The sequence below is a fragment of the Pseudophaeobacter profundi genome, assembly GCF_029697505.1.
Taxonomy (GTDB): Bacteria; Pseudomonadota; Alphaproteobacteria; order Rhodobacterales; family Rhodobacteraceae; genus Pseudophaeobacter; species Pseudophaeobacter profundi.
The window spans coordinates 42,848-57,560 of sequence record NZ_JARJEF010000006.1; the positions used below are offsets into that span (position 1 = coordinate 42,848).

General features: G+C 60.8%; 14 protein-coding genes. 6 read left to right on the plus strand and 8 right to left on the minus strand.

The genetic code is table 11. From position 1 onward, the window contains the following. Positions 1-32 precede the first annotated feature (32 nt). Together gor and rpiA are read right to left on the minus strand one after the other, a co-directional pair. On the minus strand, positions 33-1,388 hold the full coding sequence (gene gor, locus P2081_RS11180) for a glutathione-disulfide reductase (RefSeq protein ID WP_278922952.1): 1,356 nt from the start codon (positions 1,386-1,388) through the stop codon (positions 33-35). A gap of 14 nt (positions 1,389-1,402) precedes the next feature. After that, positions 1,403-2,191 carry a ribose-5-phosphate isomerase RpiA gene (rpiA, locus tag P2081_RS11185; protein ID WP_278922953.1) on the minus strand — a complete coding sequence of 263 codons (789 nt, stop codon included), beginning with the start codon at positions 2,189-2,191 and terminating at the stop codon, positions 1,403-1,405. Between the two features lie 215 nt (positions 2,192-2,406). On the opposite strand from rpiA, the gene P2081_RS11190 reads away from it, so the two are divergent. From P2081_RS11190 to P2081_RS11200, 3 genes are all read left to right on the plus strand, one after another. Next, complete coding sequence (locus P2081_RS11190) at positions 2,407-3,114, plus strand: glutathione S-transferase family protein (protein ID WP_278922954.1); 708 nt, start codon at positions 2,407-2,409, stop codon at positions 3,112-3,114. Further along, positions 3,114-4,487 carry an L-serine ammonia-lyase gene (locus P2081_RS11195; RefSeq protein WP_278922955.1) on the plus strand — a complete coding sequence of 458 codons (1,374 nt, stop codon included), beginning with the start codon at positions 3,114-3,116 and terminating at the stop codon, positions 4,485-4,487. Before P2081_RS11190 ends, P2081_RS11195 begins: the two co-directional genes overlap by 1 nt. Before the next feature lie 70 nt (positions 4,488-4,557). After that, positions 4,558-5,586: a DMT family transporter gene (locus P2081_RS11200; RefSeq protein WP_278922956.1), complete on the plus strand. Its 1,029-nt coding sequence runs from the start codon at positions 4,558-4,560 to the stop codon at positions 5,584-5,586. On the opposite strand, the gene P2081_RS11205 is transcribed toward P2081_RS11200, so the two are convergent. Next, complete coding sequence (locus P2081_RS11205) at positions 5,552-6,223, minus strand: thiamine diphosphokinase (RefSeq protein ID WP_278922957.1); 672 nt, start codon at positions 6,221-6,223, stop codon at positions 5,552-5,554. The two genes, P2081_RS11200 and P2081_RS11205, sit on opposite strands and share 35 nt — an antisense overlap. Before the next feature lie 139 nt (positions 6,224-6,362). Here P2081_RS11205 and P2081_RS11210 point away from each other — a divergent pair, with 139 nt between their 5' ends. Further along, positions 6,363-8,750 (plus strand): chemotaxis protein CheA, encoded by a 2,388-nt coding sequence (locus P2081_RS11210; RefSeq protein ID WP_278922958.1) that lies wholly within the window; start codon positions 6,363-6,365, stop codon positions 8,748-8,750. A 159-nt stretch (positions 8,751-8,909) separates the two neighbouring features. On the opposite strand, the gene P2081_RS11215 is transcribed toward P2081_RS11210, so the two are convergent. The 5 genes from P2081_RS11215 to nthA form a co-directional block, all read right to left on the minus strand. Beyond that, positions 8,910-9,146 carry a DUF2842 domain-containing protein gene (locus tag P2081_RS11215; RefSeq protein ID WP_278922959.1) on the minus strand — a complete coding sequence of 79 codons (237 nt, stop codon included), beginning with the start codon at positions 9,144-9,146 and terminating at the stop codon, positions 8,910-8,912. Continuing rightward, on the minus strand, positions 9,146-10,459 hold the full coding sequence (locus tag P2081_RS11220) for an adenylosuccinate synthase (protein ID WP_278922960.1): 1,314 nt from the start codon (positions 10,457-10,459) through the stop codon (positions 9,146-9,148). Before P2081_RS11220 ends, P2081_RS11215 begins: the two co-directional genes overlap by 1 nt. A 128-nt stretch (positions 10,460-10,587) precedes the next feature. After that, positions 10,588-10,920, minus strand: a complete 333-nt coding sequence (locus P2081_RS11225) for a nitrile hydratase accessory protein (protein ID WP_278922961.1) — start codon at positions 10,918-10,920, stop codon at positions 10,588-10,590. Then, complete coding sequence (nthB, locus tag P2081_RS11230) at positions 10,917-11,612, minus strand: nitrile hydratase subunit beta (protein ID WP_278922962.1); 696 nt, start codon at positions 11,610-11,612, stop codon at positions 10,917-10,919. The genes P2081_RS11225 and nthB overlap by 4 nt, the downstream gene beginning before the upstream one ends. Next, complete coding sequence (nthA, locus tag P2081_RS11235) at positions 11,609-12,244, minus strand: nitrile hydratase subunit alpha (RefSeq protein WP_278922963.1); 636 nt, start codon at positions 12,242-12,244, stop codon at positions 11,609-11,611. The genes nthB and nthA overlap by 4 nt, the downstream gene beginning before the upstream one ends. 231 nt (positions 12,245-12,475) lie before the next feature. On the opposite strand from nthA, the gene secG reads away from it, so the two are divergent. Both secG and pyrG read left to right on the plus strand, forming a co-directional pair. Continuing rightward, positions 12,476-12,847: a preprotein translocase subunit SecG gene (gene secG / locus P2081_RS11240; protein ID WP_278922964.1), complete on the plus strand. Its 372-nt coding sequence runs from the start codon at positions 12,476-12,478 to the stop codon at positions 12,845-12,847. Positions 12,848-13,024: 177 nt separating this feature from the next. Then, entirely contained in the window at positions 13,025-14,668 is a 1,644-nt protein-coding gene (gene pyrG, locus P2081_RS11245; RefSeq protein ID WP_278922965.1) for a CTP synthase, read from the plus strand. Positions 14,669-14,713: the final 45 nt, after the last annotated feature.

The following is a 14,713-nucleotide window of genomic DNA, read 5'->3' on the forward strand; positions in this document are numbered from 1 at the left end:
GATCGTCAAATTTATGGTCTTGTCTTGTGATTTCAAGTCGTTCGACTTGGTTGTTTCAGTGTTACCAATTCTTCCGACATGGTGGGGTGAACCGCAACCGTGCGATCGAAATCTTCCTTGGTTGCCCCCATTTTTACCGCGATCCCGGCCAGCTGGATCATTTCGCCAGCGCCCGGCGCCACGATGTGACAGCCCAAAACCCGTCGGCTTGCCTTGCTGACGATCAGCTTCATCAGAACCTTTTGCGCCCGCCCGGCAAAGCTTTGCTGCATGGGTTTGAAGCTGGCCGAATAAATCTCGACCGGTTCCTGCGCCGCCGCCTCTTCTTCGCTGAGCCCGACCGTGCCCATTTCCGGCTGGGTGAAAATCGCCGTGGGGATCAGATCGTGATCGGGGCTGGTGGGGTTGCCCTTGAACACGGTTTCAACAAAGGCCATGCCTTCGCGAATTGCAACCGGCGTCAGATTGGCCCGATCAGTGACATCGCCGATGGCAAACACCGAGGGCACGCCCGTCTGGCTGTAAGCATCAACAAGGATTTCACCCTTTTTACCACGCGCAACGCCCAGCGCCTCAAGGCCGAGGTTGTCGGCATTGGGATGACGGCCAGTGGCATACATCACCTGGTCAAACAGGTGCTCGTGCCCCTTGGTATCGGTAACGCGGATCTTGTCGCCCTCTTTGACCATCGAAACCACATTGGTTTCCAGCTGCAAATCAACACCGTTCGCGACCATACCCTCGGCTACGACCGCGCGCGCCTCTTCGTCAAAACCGCGCAGGATCTGGGTGCCGCGATAGAATTGGGTGGTTTTCACCCCCAGCCCATTCATGATGCCGGCAAATTCCGAGGCAATATAGCCGCCGCCAACAATCAGGATTTTCTCGGGTAGGGTATCCAGATGGAACATCTCGTTCGAGGTGATCGCCAGCTCGGCTCCGGGGAGGTCTGGCACACTGGGCCAGCCACCAGTCGCTATCAGAATATGCTTGGCAGTCTTTTGGCTGCCGTCGGCCAAGGCCACCGTATGGGCATCTACCAGGGTGGCGCGGGAATCATAACTGGTTACGCCGCTGTTTTTCAGCAGGTTGCGATAGATTCCTTCCAGCCGGTCCAGCTCGGCGTGCAGCTTGCCCTTGAAGGCATCCCAGTTAAAGGCGCCGCCGGTGATATCCCAGCCATAGGCCTGGGCATCGCCCACCATGGCAGAATATTCACTGGCAAAGACCATCAGCTTCTTGGGCACACAGCCGCGAATGACGCAGGTGCCACCATAGCGGTCTTCCTCGGCCAGGGCCACCTTGGCACCTTCCTGTGCGGCCACCCGCGCAGCCCGCACACCGCCAGAACCGCCGCCAATTACAAAAAGATCATAGTCGAAGCTCATTCTAATTTTGCCTTTCAGTCGGAGAGATCGGAAAACAGATTGTCGCTTTCGACAAAATCCAGTTTTTCCCGCTCTACCGTGCCTTCATTGATATCACGCAGTTCCACATTGCCATCGCCGTATCCGATAATGACGGTGTCACAGATATCGATAAACAAGCCATTTTCAACCACTCCGGGGACCTGGTTCAACACCAGGGCCAACTGGCGGGCATTGCCAATCCGGTTCAGGTGCAGATCCAGAATATAGTTGCCTTCATCGGTGACAAAGGCCTGATCCCCGTGCATCCGCAGACTGGCGGAACGACCGAGAACATCCATGGAAACAAGGGTTTCCTCGATCAGGGCATGGCTGGTCTGCCAGCCAAAGGGCACGACCTCTACCGGCAGGGCAAAGGCACCAAGGTTTTCCACCTCTTTGCCCGCATCCGCGATCACCACCATTTGATCAGAGGCGGCGGCAACAATCTTTTCCTGCAACAGGGCCCCGCCGCCGCCTTTGATCAGGTTCAGATCCCGGTCAAATTCATCGGCGCCATCAATCGTCAGGTCCAGCCATTTTGCCTCATCCAGCGAGGTGACAGCGATGCCGACCTCGCGCGCCAGGTCAGCCGTGCGGGTCGAGGTTGGCACTGCGGTGATCTGCAGCCCCTCTTCGCGCACCATCTCGCCAAGGCAGCGCACCAGCCAGGCGGCAGTGGATCCGGTTCCCAAACCAACCCGCATGCCCGGCTCGACCAAGCCTGCCGCGCGTTTGGCGGCGACAAATTTGGCCCGGTCAATGGGGGACAGTTCTCCGGTCATGGTGCTGGCTCCGTGATTGGCGTTTGCTTGCTTATAAGCAAAGCACCCGACAAGCGCGAGCGGCAATTGAAACGCCAGTCCCATGCCCCCTGGGGCCTGCCCCGATACCGCACCGGCCGCAGCCAGTTGGTTCACTGTCGCAAAAAGGCGGGTTTCCGATTGGAAACGCCGGAAACGGGCGCTATTTTCCGCAGCACGCTCCGTACAACGGCCCTATGATGCACAGCTACCGCCTTCACTATGCCCCTGACAATGCCTCTCTGGTGATCCGCTTGGTGCTGGAAGAGCTTGGCCAACCCTATGAGACCTGCCTGGTAGACCGCCGCGCGCGGGCACAACACAGTAGCGCCTATCGCAGTCTTAACCCCAACGGGTTGATTCCCGTCTTGGAAACGCCGCAGGGGGCGATCTTTGAAACCGCCGCCATTCTGCTCTGGCTGGCCGATCGCCACCAGCAGCTGGCACCATTGCCCGACGACCCAGAGCGGGCCGCCTTCTTGAAATGGCTGTTTTTCGCCTCCAACACGCTGCATGCGGATCTACGGATTTCGTTCTATCCCGACATCTACATTGGTCCCGACCCAGGCGATCAGGCGGTGTTGCGCCGTCGCATGCAGTCTCGGCTGGCGGTGCATCTGGGACATTTGGACACCCTTGCCAGCCATGCGCCATCCTGGCTGGGGGCTGAACAACCCTCGGTGCTGGACTATTATATTGCTGCAATGATGCGCTGGATGGCGCTTTATCCTGCCAAGAATGATCTGAGCTGGTACCAGCTTGACCACTACCCGCATCTGCACCGTATGCTGGCAGGGCTGGAAAACCGTCCAGCCACCCATGCCGCCCAAACCGCCGAGGGCCTGGGACCTGCGCCCTTTACCCAGCCCCAACCTGCAATTCCCCCAGAAGGATCAGCCACCTGATGTTCCTCTCCGTTTTTGACATGTTCAAAGTGGGCATTGGCCCCTCCTCCTCGCATACCATGGGCCCGATGGTCGCCGCCGCGCGGTTCCTTGACATGATGCGCGCCTCGCCCTTCGAATTTCACGGGCTGCGCGCCTCGCTGCATGGCTCTCTTGCCTTTACCGGGGTGGGCCATGCCACCGACCGCGCCACCATTCTGGGCCTGGGCGGCTTTGTGCCCGACACCTATGATGACGAAAAGGCAGAGGCCTTTCTGGCGGAGCTGGCCAAGACCCACCAAATGCAGCCCGAAGGGCTGCCTGCGCTGCATTTTGATCCCAAGGCCGATCTGGTCTTTGACTATGACCACGCCCTTGAAGGCCATGCCAATGGCATGATCCTGATGGCGACTGATGCCCAGGGCGATGTCATCCTGCGGCAGGTGTTTTATTCCATCGGCGGCGGCTTCGTCGTCACCGAAGAAGAACTGGCCCAGGGAAAGGACACCGACGAGGGCGCCCCGGTTCCCTTCCCGTTCAAGTCCGCCAATGAGATGCTGGCCATGGCCAAATCCAGCGGCAAGAGCATTGCCCAGATGAAGCGGGCCAATGAGGTGGCCCGTGGTTGCCCGGAAAGCCTGTCCAAGGGCACTGCAAGGATCTGGCAGGTGATGAACGACTGCATCAATCGCGGGCTAGAACGCGAAGGCATCCTGCCCGGCGGTCTGTTTGTGCGCCGCCGCGCCAAGGCCATCCATGACAGTCTGCTGGCGGAACGCGGCATGAACCAAAGCCCGCCCCATACCATCAACGACTGGATGAGCGTCTACGCCATGGCGGTGAACGAGGAAAACGCGGCCGGCGGTCAGGTTGTCACCGCGCCCACCAACGGCGCGGCCGGCACCCTGCCCGCGGTGATCCGCTACTACCTCGATCATGTGCCCAGTGCGTCAGAATCGCATGTAGAGGATTTCCTGCTGACCGCTGCCGCCATTGCCGGGCTGGTCAAATTCAACGCCTCCATCTCCGGTGCCGAAGCCGGGTGCCAGGCCGAAGTCGGCTCTGCTGCGGCGATGTCGGCCGCTGGCCTCTGCGCGGTTATGGGCGGCACGCCTGAACAGGTGGAAAACGCCGCCGAAATCGCGTTGGAGCACCACCTTGGCATGACCTGCGATCCGGTCAAGGGCCTGGTGCAGGTGCCCTGTATCGAACGCAACGGGCTGGCGGCAATCAAGGCGGTCTCGGCTGCCTCGCTGGCGCTGCGCGGCGACGGTCAGCATTTTGTGCCGCTGGATGCCTGTATCGAAACCATGCGCCAGACCGGGGCAGACATGCACGAAAAGTACAAAGAGACCTCGCTTGGCGGCCTGGCGGTGAATGTGCCAAATTGCTGATGGGGGTGTAGCACCGGCTCAAAGGCAACCTTAGCTTGCACCTTTCTACGGCCGCGCCTAGCGTGGCGCCATGACACAAGACACCACCCAAGATCGCCCCCTGCTCGGCATCGCCCTGATGCTGGGCTTTTGCCTGCTTATCCCGCTTGGCGATGCAATTGCCAAACTGCTGTCCCATCGGGTGCCGGTGGGGCAGATCGTCTTTGTGCGCTTTGCCGCCCAGGCGCTGATCCTGCTGCCGCTGTCACTGTTGCTGCGGCAATCGCTGCGCATCCCCGGCGCGGTGCTGCCGCAGGTGCTGCTGCGGACCCTATTGCAGATGGCAGGCATCACCGCCATGTTCAACGCTCTGCGCTATCTACCGCTGGCCGATGCGGTGGCAATTGCCTTTGTCATGCCCTTTATCATGTTGCTGTTGGGTAAATATGTGCTGGGCGAAGAGGTCGGCTATCGCCGTCTGGCCGCCTGTGTGGTTGGCTTTATCGGTACGCTCTTGGTGATCCAGCCCAGCTTTGCGGTGGTTGGGGCAAATGCGCTGTGGCCGCTGGCCGTGGCCGTTATCTTTGCCCTGTTCATGCTGGTCACCCGCCGCATCGCCAAGGATACCGCCCCGATCCCGCTCCAGGCGATGTCCGGTGTGATTGCAGCAGGGCTGATGCTGCCGCTGTTCTGGCTGGGCCAGGGCTGGAACATCGCCAGCCTAAGCCCCAGCCTGCCCGACCGGGACAGCTGGACCCTGCTGGCGCTGGCCGGCGGGTTTGGCACCGCCGCGCATCTGATGATGACCTGGAGCCTGCGCTACGCGCCCGCCGCAACCCTCGCCTCTATGCAGTATCTGGAAATTCCCATCGCCACCCTGGTCGGCTGGCTGATCTTCAACGAGCTGCCCAACAGCCTGGCCAGCGTCGGGATTGGGCTGACCGTCGCGGCGGGGCTTTATGCAATCCTGCGCGAACACCACAGCCTCCGGCAGCAGGCCGCGCAACAGGCGCAGCAAGAGGCAATGCTGGCCGCCGCGCCAGGCACCAGCCTGCCTGCTGCACCGCTGACCACCACAGAAGAGCCTACCCCTGCGGAGCAGCCAATAGAGCCTGCATGACCGCCGCAAGATGGTGCCGTGGCACCAGCGCCAGAAGCCCAGGCTGATCCACCCAGATTTCCACCGGACCAAGGGCGCGGTTAGAGGTGCCAATCTGCCCACCCGGCTGCATTGTCAGCCCGTCCAGCTTCCACTCCAACCCGGTTGAACGCGCCTGCACCCGGCGCAGCGGAAACACGGAAACCGTCTCTCCGGCCAGAAGCGGCAGGGCAATGCACGGCGGAAGGTGAAAGATCACCTCCTGCGCGCCAAGCACAATACAGGGTGGCCCCTGGTTCTGCACCAGCGCATTCAGTACCGCCAGTTGATGATCAACCCGCCCGCCCAGAAAGCCCACCGCCAGAACCAGCGGCGCATGGATAGCCCGCAGCGCCTTTTCAAAATCGGTGCTGTCTTGCTCGACCTCATGGAACCGGCGCTGCGGCGGGATCTGCACAAGAATATCCTGTGCAATCGAATCAAAATCTCCGATTATTGCGCTTGGCAGATGCCCCCGCGCCAAGGCGTGGGCCGCGCCACCATCCGCCGCCACCAGACAAGAGGCCAGCGAAAGCGCCAGATCAAGGTCTGCCTCGCCCAACTCGCCACCACCAATCAAGGTCACAGGGGTATTTTGTTCTACAATCAGCTTATTCATGCCGAGATTACTGGCAGAATTGGAAACCAGCCACAATCTAAACACAAAATGATACGATGAATTGCACGGATTTGAGCATAATTTGACGAGCTAGCCCATATAGTAAATTGCAATTACTTTGGCGAGGACGCACGAACCGATGGTACAAAACAACAAAGTTCTCACGGTTTCCTACGGAACCTTTTCTTGCACGCTTGAAGGCTTTGAAGATTCCTTTGACACCATGAAGGCCATCGCCGAGTACTTTCGTGATCTCGCCTCGGATGACCGGTATTTTGGTGCCGAACCGCCGCAGCCCGATGCGGATATGCTGGCCCGGATTGCCCAGCGCGAAGTTGCCCGCCAGGTTGAAGCCCGCACCAGCAGCACAGGTATCCACCTGCGGACCTCGGCTCCGGTGCCCAGCGCCCCCTTGGTCGCACAAGCTGCACAGGCACAAGAGCCAGCAGCCACAACGCCGCAACAGCCCCCAGTACAAGAGGTGACCCAGCCCACCGAGGCAGAGGAACTTGATCTCAGCAGTGTTGATCTGTTTGAAGCAGATGCCAATCCTGCGGAGGATACGCCAGAGGCCGTGGCACAACAGGATATGGCAAAAACCGCACCAGAGGCCGCCGCCGCAGAGGCAGAGGAAGAAGAGCCCGCAGCCGAAGTACCAGTCGAACCCCAGGCACAACCAGAACCAGAACCTGAGGCTGAGATGCAGGTCGCGTCACAGGCAGAGAAAGTGGCAGGGAAAATGGCGGAGCAACAGCCCGTCCCCGAGCCAGATACAGCCCCTGCGGCCTCGGTTGATATGGCCACCATTGCCGCCATCTCGGCCGCCGTATCCGCCGAGCCCACAGAGACCGCCGCAACAGCGCCTGCTGAAGACCTTGCTGAAGACATGGGCAACGACAAAGCCACTACACGCGACACTGCAGATGCGTCGGCGCCCGCTGCTGACAGCATTGCCGCCAAGCTGCAGCGTATTCGCGCTGTCGTGGCCAAATCACCCGATAGCCAGCCAGCCGATGACGAGTTCTCTGAAGACGAGCACGCCGAAACCTTTATCGACGCCGTCCACGCAGACCTCGCACAGGCCGACGACACAGAGGGCGCGGATCTTACCTCTGAAGAGGGAGAGGACGAGGCAGAAGGCGATGAAATTTCCCGCATTCTGGATCGGCTTGACCTCGCCGGAAGCCTTGCAGCCGCTGCACCTGCCGACCACACCGCCGAACTTGAAGCCGAGCCCGTGTCGGAAGCTGAGCCTGAAGCCGAAGCGAAACCCGTGCCGCAGGAAAAGCGCGCCGAAACACAGCGGGACGACACACTGCCAGAGGCCCAGAACGAAAGCCCCCGCAGCCCCAAACGCGGGATTCGTCTCAACCTGCCTCAGCAGCAACAACCAGAACAGACAGAAGCGGAAGCAACTGAAATGGGGCAGCCAGAGCCAGCCGCCCCTGACAGCCCCGCACCCCAGGCCGAGGTCGCCGCAGCGGCTATCCCGTCCCCAGCGCCGACCACAGATGCCAGCAAGCCCCAGCGGCGGGCGCGCATCGTCAAGGTGAAGCGCGCAGATCTAGAAAGCGCCATGGCCGCGGGCGACCTGGAAGAGATCACAGAGGAAGACGACGCAGACGATCTGACCATGAGCGCTGAAAGCGCCGAGAGCCAGATCACCAGCTCGCTGGACCCGGAAGAAGAAGCCGACCTGATGCGAGAGCTGGCAGAGGTCGAAGCCGATCTTCTGGCCAGCAGCAAAACCAGCGCCGAAACCGCGCCCCCGCAGCCCCGCAAGCCCTCCGCGCAAGAGGAACCGGCCGAGCAGGCGGAAGGCACAGAGACACGCCCCGACAAGACCCCGTCACCGGACAGCGATGTCTCTCGCCTGATGGCCGCCGCCGAAAGCAAGTTGGGCGATCCCGACAATGCAACCTCGCGCGAGACCTATAGCCATCTGCGCGCCGCTGTTGCCGCTGCCGAGGCTGATCGCTCAGCCGGTGACAACAGCGCCCAGGCGGATGAGGCCGAACCCTACCGCGCCGACCTGGCCAATGTGGTACGCCCCCGCCGCCCCGAAACCAACGCGGCCAAAACGCCGCGCGCCCGCAGCAAAGGCAGCCGTCCGGCCCCGTTGAAACTGGTTGCCGAACAGCGCATCGACCCGGCTGCCAAAGGCCCGGTTGATCCCGTGCGCCCCCGCCGGATTTCGGCCCCCAAGGAAGAACCACTTCCGGCGCAGGCTGCTGCCTTTGGCAGCTTTGCCGACTATGTGCAGGAACGCGGTGCAGCCGAACTGCACGAGATGCTGGAGGCCGCCGCCGCTTATCTCAGCTTTGTGGAAGGGCGCGATTACTTCTCGCGGCCCCAATTGATGAACAAGGTGCGCAGCGTCGGCCATGCCGATTTCAACCGTGAAAACGGGCTGCGCTTCTTTGGCCAGATGCTGCGCGAGGGTAAAATTCAACGCGGTGCCACCAACGGTCAATTCTCGGTCACAGACGATATCGGGTTCCGCCCTGCCAAGCGTGCCGCAGGCTAGGACCCAGACGGCAGCGCCGGTTGCGAAACCCAACCGCCACATGGCAAGAAGGCCCGACCAGAGTTTCCTCTGGTCGGGCCTTTCTCTTTGCGGCTTTGGCGCATTTTGCCTGGGGCAGACCCGGTTCAACGGGCCAGATGCCACAGGTCACTGACCTGCCTACTGGTCCGTCTCTTCAGGGTCTTCCTTGCCAACACCGCGAAAGACAAACTTGAACGGCAGGACCCAAAGCACCCCCAGCACCGCGTAGACAAGCAGTTCCAACAGGATCGGTGGGCGCTCGAACAGGCTGACAACATTGACGGCCACAATGATATAGAGCGGCATGCCAATCAACAGGATCACCAGCGCCCAACGGCGGCGCGCCTTGTAGCTGAGACCGGGTTTATCCGCCATCAGTCCGCAAAGGGGTCGGTCACCAGAATGGTGTCGTCCCGCTCCGGGCTGGTGGAGAGCAGCGCCACAGGGCATTCGATCAGCTCTTCGACGCGTTTCACATATTTGATCGCATTGGCGGGCAGTTCATTCCAACTGCGCGCGCCCTCGGTCGACTCGGACCAGCCCGGCATTTCCTCATAGATCGGGGTGCAGCGGGCCTGTTGATCGGCGGCAGTGGGCAGATAATCGAGCCGGGTCCCGTCCAGATCATAGCCCACGCAGATCTTCAGGGTTTCAAACCCGTCCAGCACGTCCAGCTTGGTCAGGGAGATCCCGGTGATACCGGAGGTGGCGCAGGTCTGGCGCACCAGGCAGGCATCAAACCAGCCACAGCGGCGCTGACGGCCCGTGGTGGTGCCAAATTCATGGCCACGTGTCCCCAGACGCTCACCATCGGCGTCAGGCTTGCCATTGGCATCCAGCAGTTCGGTGGGGAACGGGCCTTCACCTACGCGGGTGGTATAGGCTTTGACGATCCCAAGCACATAATCAATCGAGCCTGGACCGATGCCCACACCGGTGGCGGCCTGACCTGCGATCACATTTGACGAGGTGACAAAGGGATAGGTGCCAAAATCAATGTCCAGCAACGCACCCTGGGCGCCTTCAAACAGGATCCGTTTGCCGGCTTTGCGCTTTTCATTCAGCACTTTCCACACGGGGGCGGCAAATTTCAGAATCGCAGGCGCAACCTCGCGCAGCTGGGCAATCAGCGCGTCGCGGTCAACCGGCTCAAAGCCCAGACCTTTGCGCAGCGGATCATGGTGCTGCAAGGCGCGATCAACGCGGGCTTCCAAGGTGGCATCATCGGCCAGATCGGCAACCCGGATGGCGCGACGGCCAACCTTGTCTTCATAGGCGGGGCCAATGCCGCGACCGGTGGTGCCGATCTTGGTGCCCTTGGAGGCCGCCTCTTCGCGGGCGCGGTCCAGCTCCCCGTGGATGGGCAGAATCAGTGGGGTATTTTCCGCAATCATCAGCGTTTCAGGGCTGATCTCGACGCCCTGCGCCTGCACGGTTTCGATTTCTTTCAGCAGGTGCCATGGGTCCAGCACCACACCATTGCCGATCACGCTCAGCTTGCCGCCGCGCACAACACCCGAGGGCAGCGCGTGCAGCTTGTAAACCTTGCTGTCGATCACCAGCGTATGGCCGGCGTTATGGCCGCCCTGGAAACGCGCGATCACATCTGCACGTTCGCTGAGCCAATCAACGATCTTGCCTTTTCCTTCATCACCCCATTGGGCGCCGACTACCACGACATTGGCCATCTCAGGTCCTTTGTATGCTGGTTTAAATGTATGCAGGTGGAAACCAGAGCCCCGTATAGCGATGCCGCGCCCGCGTGGAAACCACTAAAACGCCGCAGGCTAAATAGTAATGGCGCGCAGGCTGCGGCTCAGCGCGCCAGCCGCACCGGATCGCCGTGCGGAGTATTCAGATAGGCCTCTTCCCAGTCACGGCGCACCAGCGCCACCTCTTGCGGGCTGGCACTGCCCTGGGCGGCCAGAATCGCCTCAAGGGTTTGCAGCCAGGCATTGAAGTAATCCGCGCCACCATCCAATTCGCGCGACAGGCCATTGCGGCGCAGCGTTGCCGAAAACGCCTCGACCCAATCGGCCCAGCTGAACCGCCCGGCTTCGTTCAGGGAAACAGTCAGCGCAAAGACCTGGGCATGCCATGGTTCCAGAAAGGCGGGTTCCGGGGCGCTATGGCTGATACAGTCACTCATGTCCCGGCTGCCTCTGGATCAGGTTGCAGATAGCTTTGCCATAGATCCAGCACGACATCGTCATTGGGGTGTTCCGGATGCGCCCAGAGTTCACCGGCCTTGAAAGCGACCGCATAAAGCGGTTCTGGCATCTCTCCCAATCCATGGGCATTGCTGTCAGGCAGCACATGCGCCCCATGCTGCAACAAAATTTCGCCGCAGGCCCCAGCCGCATAGTCGGGCAGACGGGTGTGGCCGCCATCCACCAGCGCGCTGCCACCGGGGTGGCGGGTCTTTACCCGGTCGCCGGGGCGATAGGCGGCGGCAATATCACTGTCGCGATTGGCAGGGCCGCCCTTGGCCAGAACTGCGGAAACGGCTTCCGCCTTGAGCGCCCTGGACGCCAGCACATGCGGCCCCGCATCCCCCTGCCCGCGCAGGTCTTCGCGGGTCAGGACGCCGTTTTCAACCAGCAGATCCGCCAACGCCGAGATCCATTTCTCGTAATAGGAAAACCGGGTGTAATCCTTGGGGGACAGCCGCTCGCGGGCGTGGCGTGACACATCAATGTTCCACTTGCCCAAAGAACCACAGGCCAGGGTCACCGCCAGGGCGCGGGCGTGCCAGTCATGTTCAAAGACAGGCGCATCCGCCGGATCGGGCACCACAGGGCCATCGCCGATTCGCCCGCCCATGTCGTGCAACCGGCTCATGCTGGTGCCTCGCTGTTGCTTTGGGGCGCCCCGACCAACGCCGTGCCGATCATGGAATCACGCGACACCAACGCCGCAAGCGCGGGCTCGTCCAAACCCGCAGTGCCTTGCGGGCGCATGGGCAGAACCAGATAGCGCACCTCTGCCGTCGAATCCCAAACCCGCACTGCAGTATCGGCAGGCAGTGTCACGCCAAAATCGGCCAGAACCCTGCGGGGTTCACGCACGGCGCGGGCGCGGTACGCATCAGATTTATACCAGCCGGGTGGAATTCCAAGCAGCGGCCATGGGTAACAGCTGCACAGGGTACAGACGACCATGTTGTGCTGGGCGGGGGTGTTTTCCACCACCACCATATGCTCCCCCTGACGGCCATAATAGCCCAGCTCGGCCAAGACCGGATCGGCATCGGCCAGCAGCGCCGCCTTGAAAGCCGGATCACTCCAGGCCCTGGCAACGACGCGGGCGCCGTTTTGCGGCCCGATCTTGTTTTGATAGGTATCAATGATTTCATCCAACGCAGCCGGTTCAATCAGCCCCTTGCGTGTCAGAATCGTTTCAAGCGCCTTGACCCGCAAGGCAGGGTCAGACGGTAAAAGAGCGTGCGGGTGGTCAGAATGATCATGTGGCATAGGCCGAGAATGCCCCAGCCTTGCCGCCCACGTCCAGCCACTTTTTCCAGCTCTTCGCGCGGCTTGGCCCATGAAACAGACAATAATTTGACGGTTGTTTCAGCCGTTGCAGCCCTGGTCCCCGGCGTCTGGCCTGCCGCTCAGTGGCAACAAAGCAAACTGAGCCCTTGCCCCTGTCGCCATTCTTGCCTATCAACCGCCCGATAGTTTAGCCAACAGCCGCAGGAACCTATGGAAAACGTTGTTCTCATCATCCATCTTCTTTTGGCTCTTGGCCTGATTGCCGTGGTGCTTTTGCAGCGCTCTGAAGGCGGTGGCCTTGGCATGGGCGGTGGCGGAGGTGGCGGTGCCATGTCTGGTCGTTCAGCCGCAACCGCGCTGAGCAAAGTCACCTGGGTCCTGGCCGCGGCCTTTATTGCGACCTCAATCACCCTCACCATTCTGGCGGCACAGAAATCTGCTGGTTCTTCGGTTGCCGATGGCATCCAGATACAAAGCACAGAGGGTGGTGAAGCCGCTGAAGCGCCAAGCGCGCCCCTGGGCAGCGATCTGCTGCCACCGGCCGAAGGCGACAATGCGCCGCTGGTTCCCAGCGCCGACTAAGCAACACGACATAAAATCTACAAGACCTAGAATTCTGGCCGGGAACCGTAACAGCATCTTGCGGTTCCCTTGCGCATTCTGCGCGAATCCTATACATGTATAGCCCCGTGGTGCAGCGGTTTTCTCACAACCGTCGGGCAGCTATATTCTGACTTCTCACGGGGGCAGCCGACACTCATGGCGCGTTTCATCTTTATCACTGGCGGTGTTGTTTCATCACTGGGCAAGGGTCTGGCATCCGCCGCTCTTGGTGCTCTTTTGCAAGCGCGCGGCTATTCAGTCCGCCTGCGCAAGCTGGATCCCTATCTTAACGTTGACCCCGGCACCATGAGCCCCTTTGAACACGGGGAGGTCTTTGTCACCGACGATGGCGCAGAGACCGATCTGGACCTTGGCCACTATGAGCGGTTCACCGGCGTGCCTGCGCGCAAGACCGACTCGATTTCGTCGGGGCGCGTCTACACCAATGTGCTGGAGAAAGAGCGGCGAGGCGATTACCTGGGCAAGACCATTCAGGTGATTCCCCATGTGACAAACGAGATCAAAGACTTCATCTCGATTGGCGAAGACGAGGTTGATTTCATGCTCTGTGAGATCGGCGGCACCGTCGGCGATATTGAAGGGCTGCCCTTCTTTGAAGCCATCCGCCAGTTCAGCCAGGACAAGCCGCGCGGCCAGTGCCTGTTCATGCACCTCACCCTGCTGCCCTACATCAAGGCAAGCGGCGAGCTGAAGACCAAGCCGACCCAGCACTCTGTCAAAGAACTGCGCTCGATTGGTCTGGCACCCGATATCCTGGTCTGCCGGTCTGAAGGGCCGATCCCCAAGAAAGAGCGCGAAAAGCTGGCGCTGTTCTGCAATGTACGTCCCGATTCGGTGATTGCGGCGCAGGATCTCAAATCCATCTACGAGGCCCCGCTCGCCTATCACCGTGAAGGTATGGATCAGGCGGTTCTGGATGCCTTTGGCATCTCACCGGCGCCAAAACCAAACCTTGCCCGCTGGGAAGATGTGGCCGACCGCATCTACAACCCCGAAGGCGAAGTGCGGGTGGCCATTGTTGGCAAATACACCCAGCTTGAAGATGCCTATAAATCCATCGCCGAGGCGCTGACCCATGGTGGCATGTCCAACCGGGTAAAGGTCAAGATCGAATGGGTCGATGCCGAACTCTTTGACCGTGAAGATGCCACCCCACATCTGCAGGGGTTCCATGCGATCCTGGTGCCTGGCGGCTTTGGCGAACGCGGCACCGAAGGCAAGATTAAGGCGGCCCAATATGCCCGTGAACACAAGGTCCCCTACCTTGGCATTTGCCTTGGCATGCAGATGGCGGTGATCGAAGCCGCCCGCAATGTCGCAGGTATCAGCGAAGCCGGTTCCGAAGAATTTGACCATGAATCCGGTGAAAAGCGTTTTGAACCCGTAGTCTACCACCTGAAAGAATGGGTGCAGGGCAATCACCGGGTCCAGCGCAAGGCGGATGACGACAAGGGCGGCACCATGCGCCTGGGCGCCTATGACGCCACCCTCAGCGAAGGGTCCAATGTCGCCAATGTCTATGGCAGCAGCCATATCGAAGAGCGCCACCGCCACCGCTATGAGGTGGACATCAAATACAAAGAAAAACTTGAGGCCTGCGGTCTGAATTTTTCCGGCATGTCGCCCGATGGCCGCCTGCCCGAGATCGTGGAATGGAGCGACCATCCCTGGTTTATCGGCGTTCAGTTCCACCCCGAGCTGAAATCCAAACCCTTTGCGCCGCACCCCCTGTTTGACGGCTTCGTGCGCGCCGCCAAAGAGGCCTCGCGCCTGGTGTGATCCAGCCCCGGATTTCTGAAATCTATCTCATGCGGGTCCCCAGTT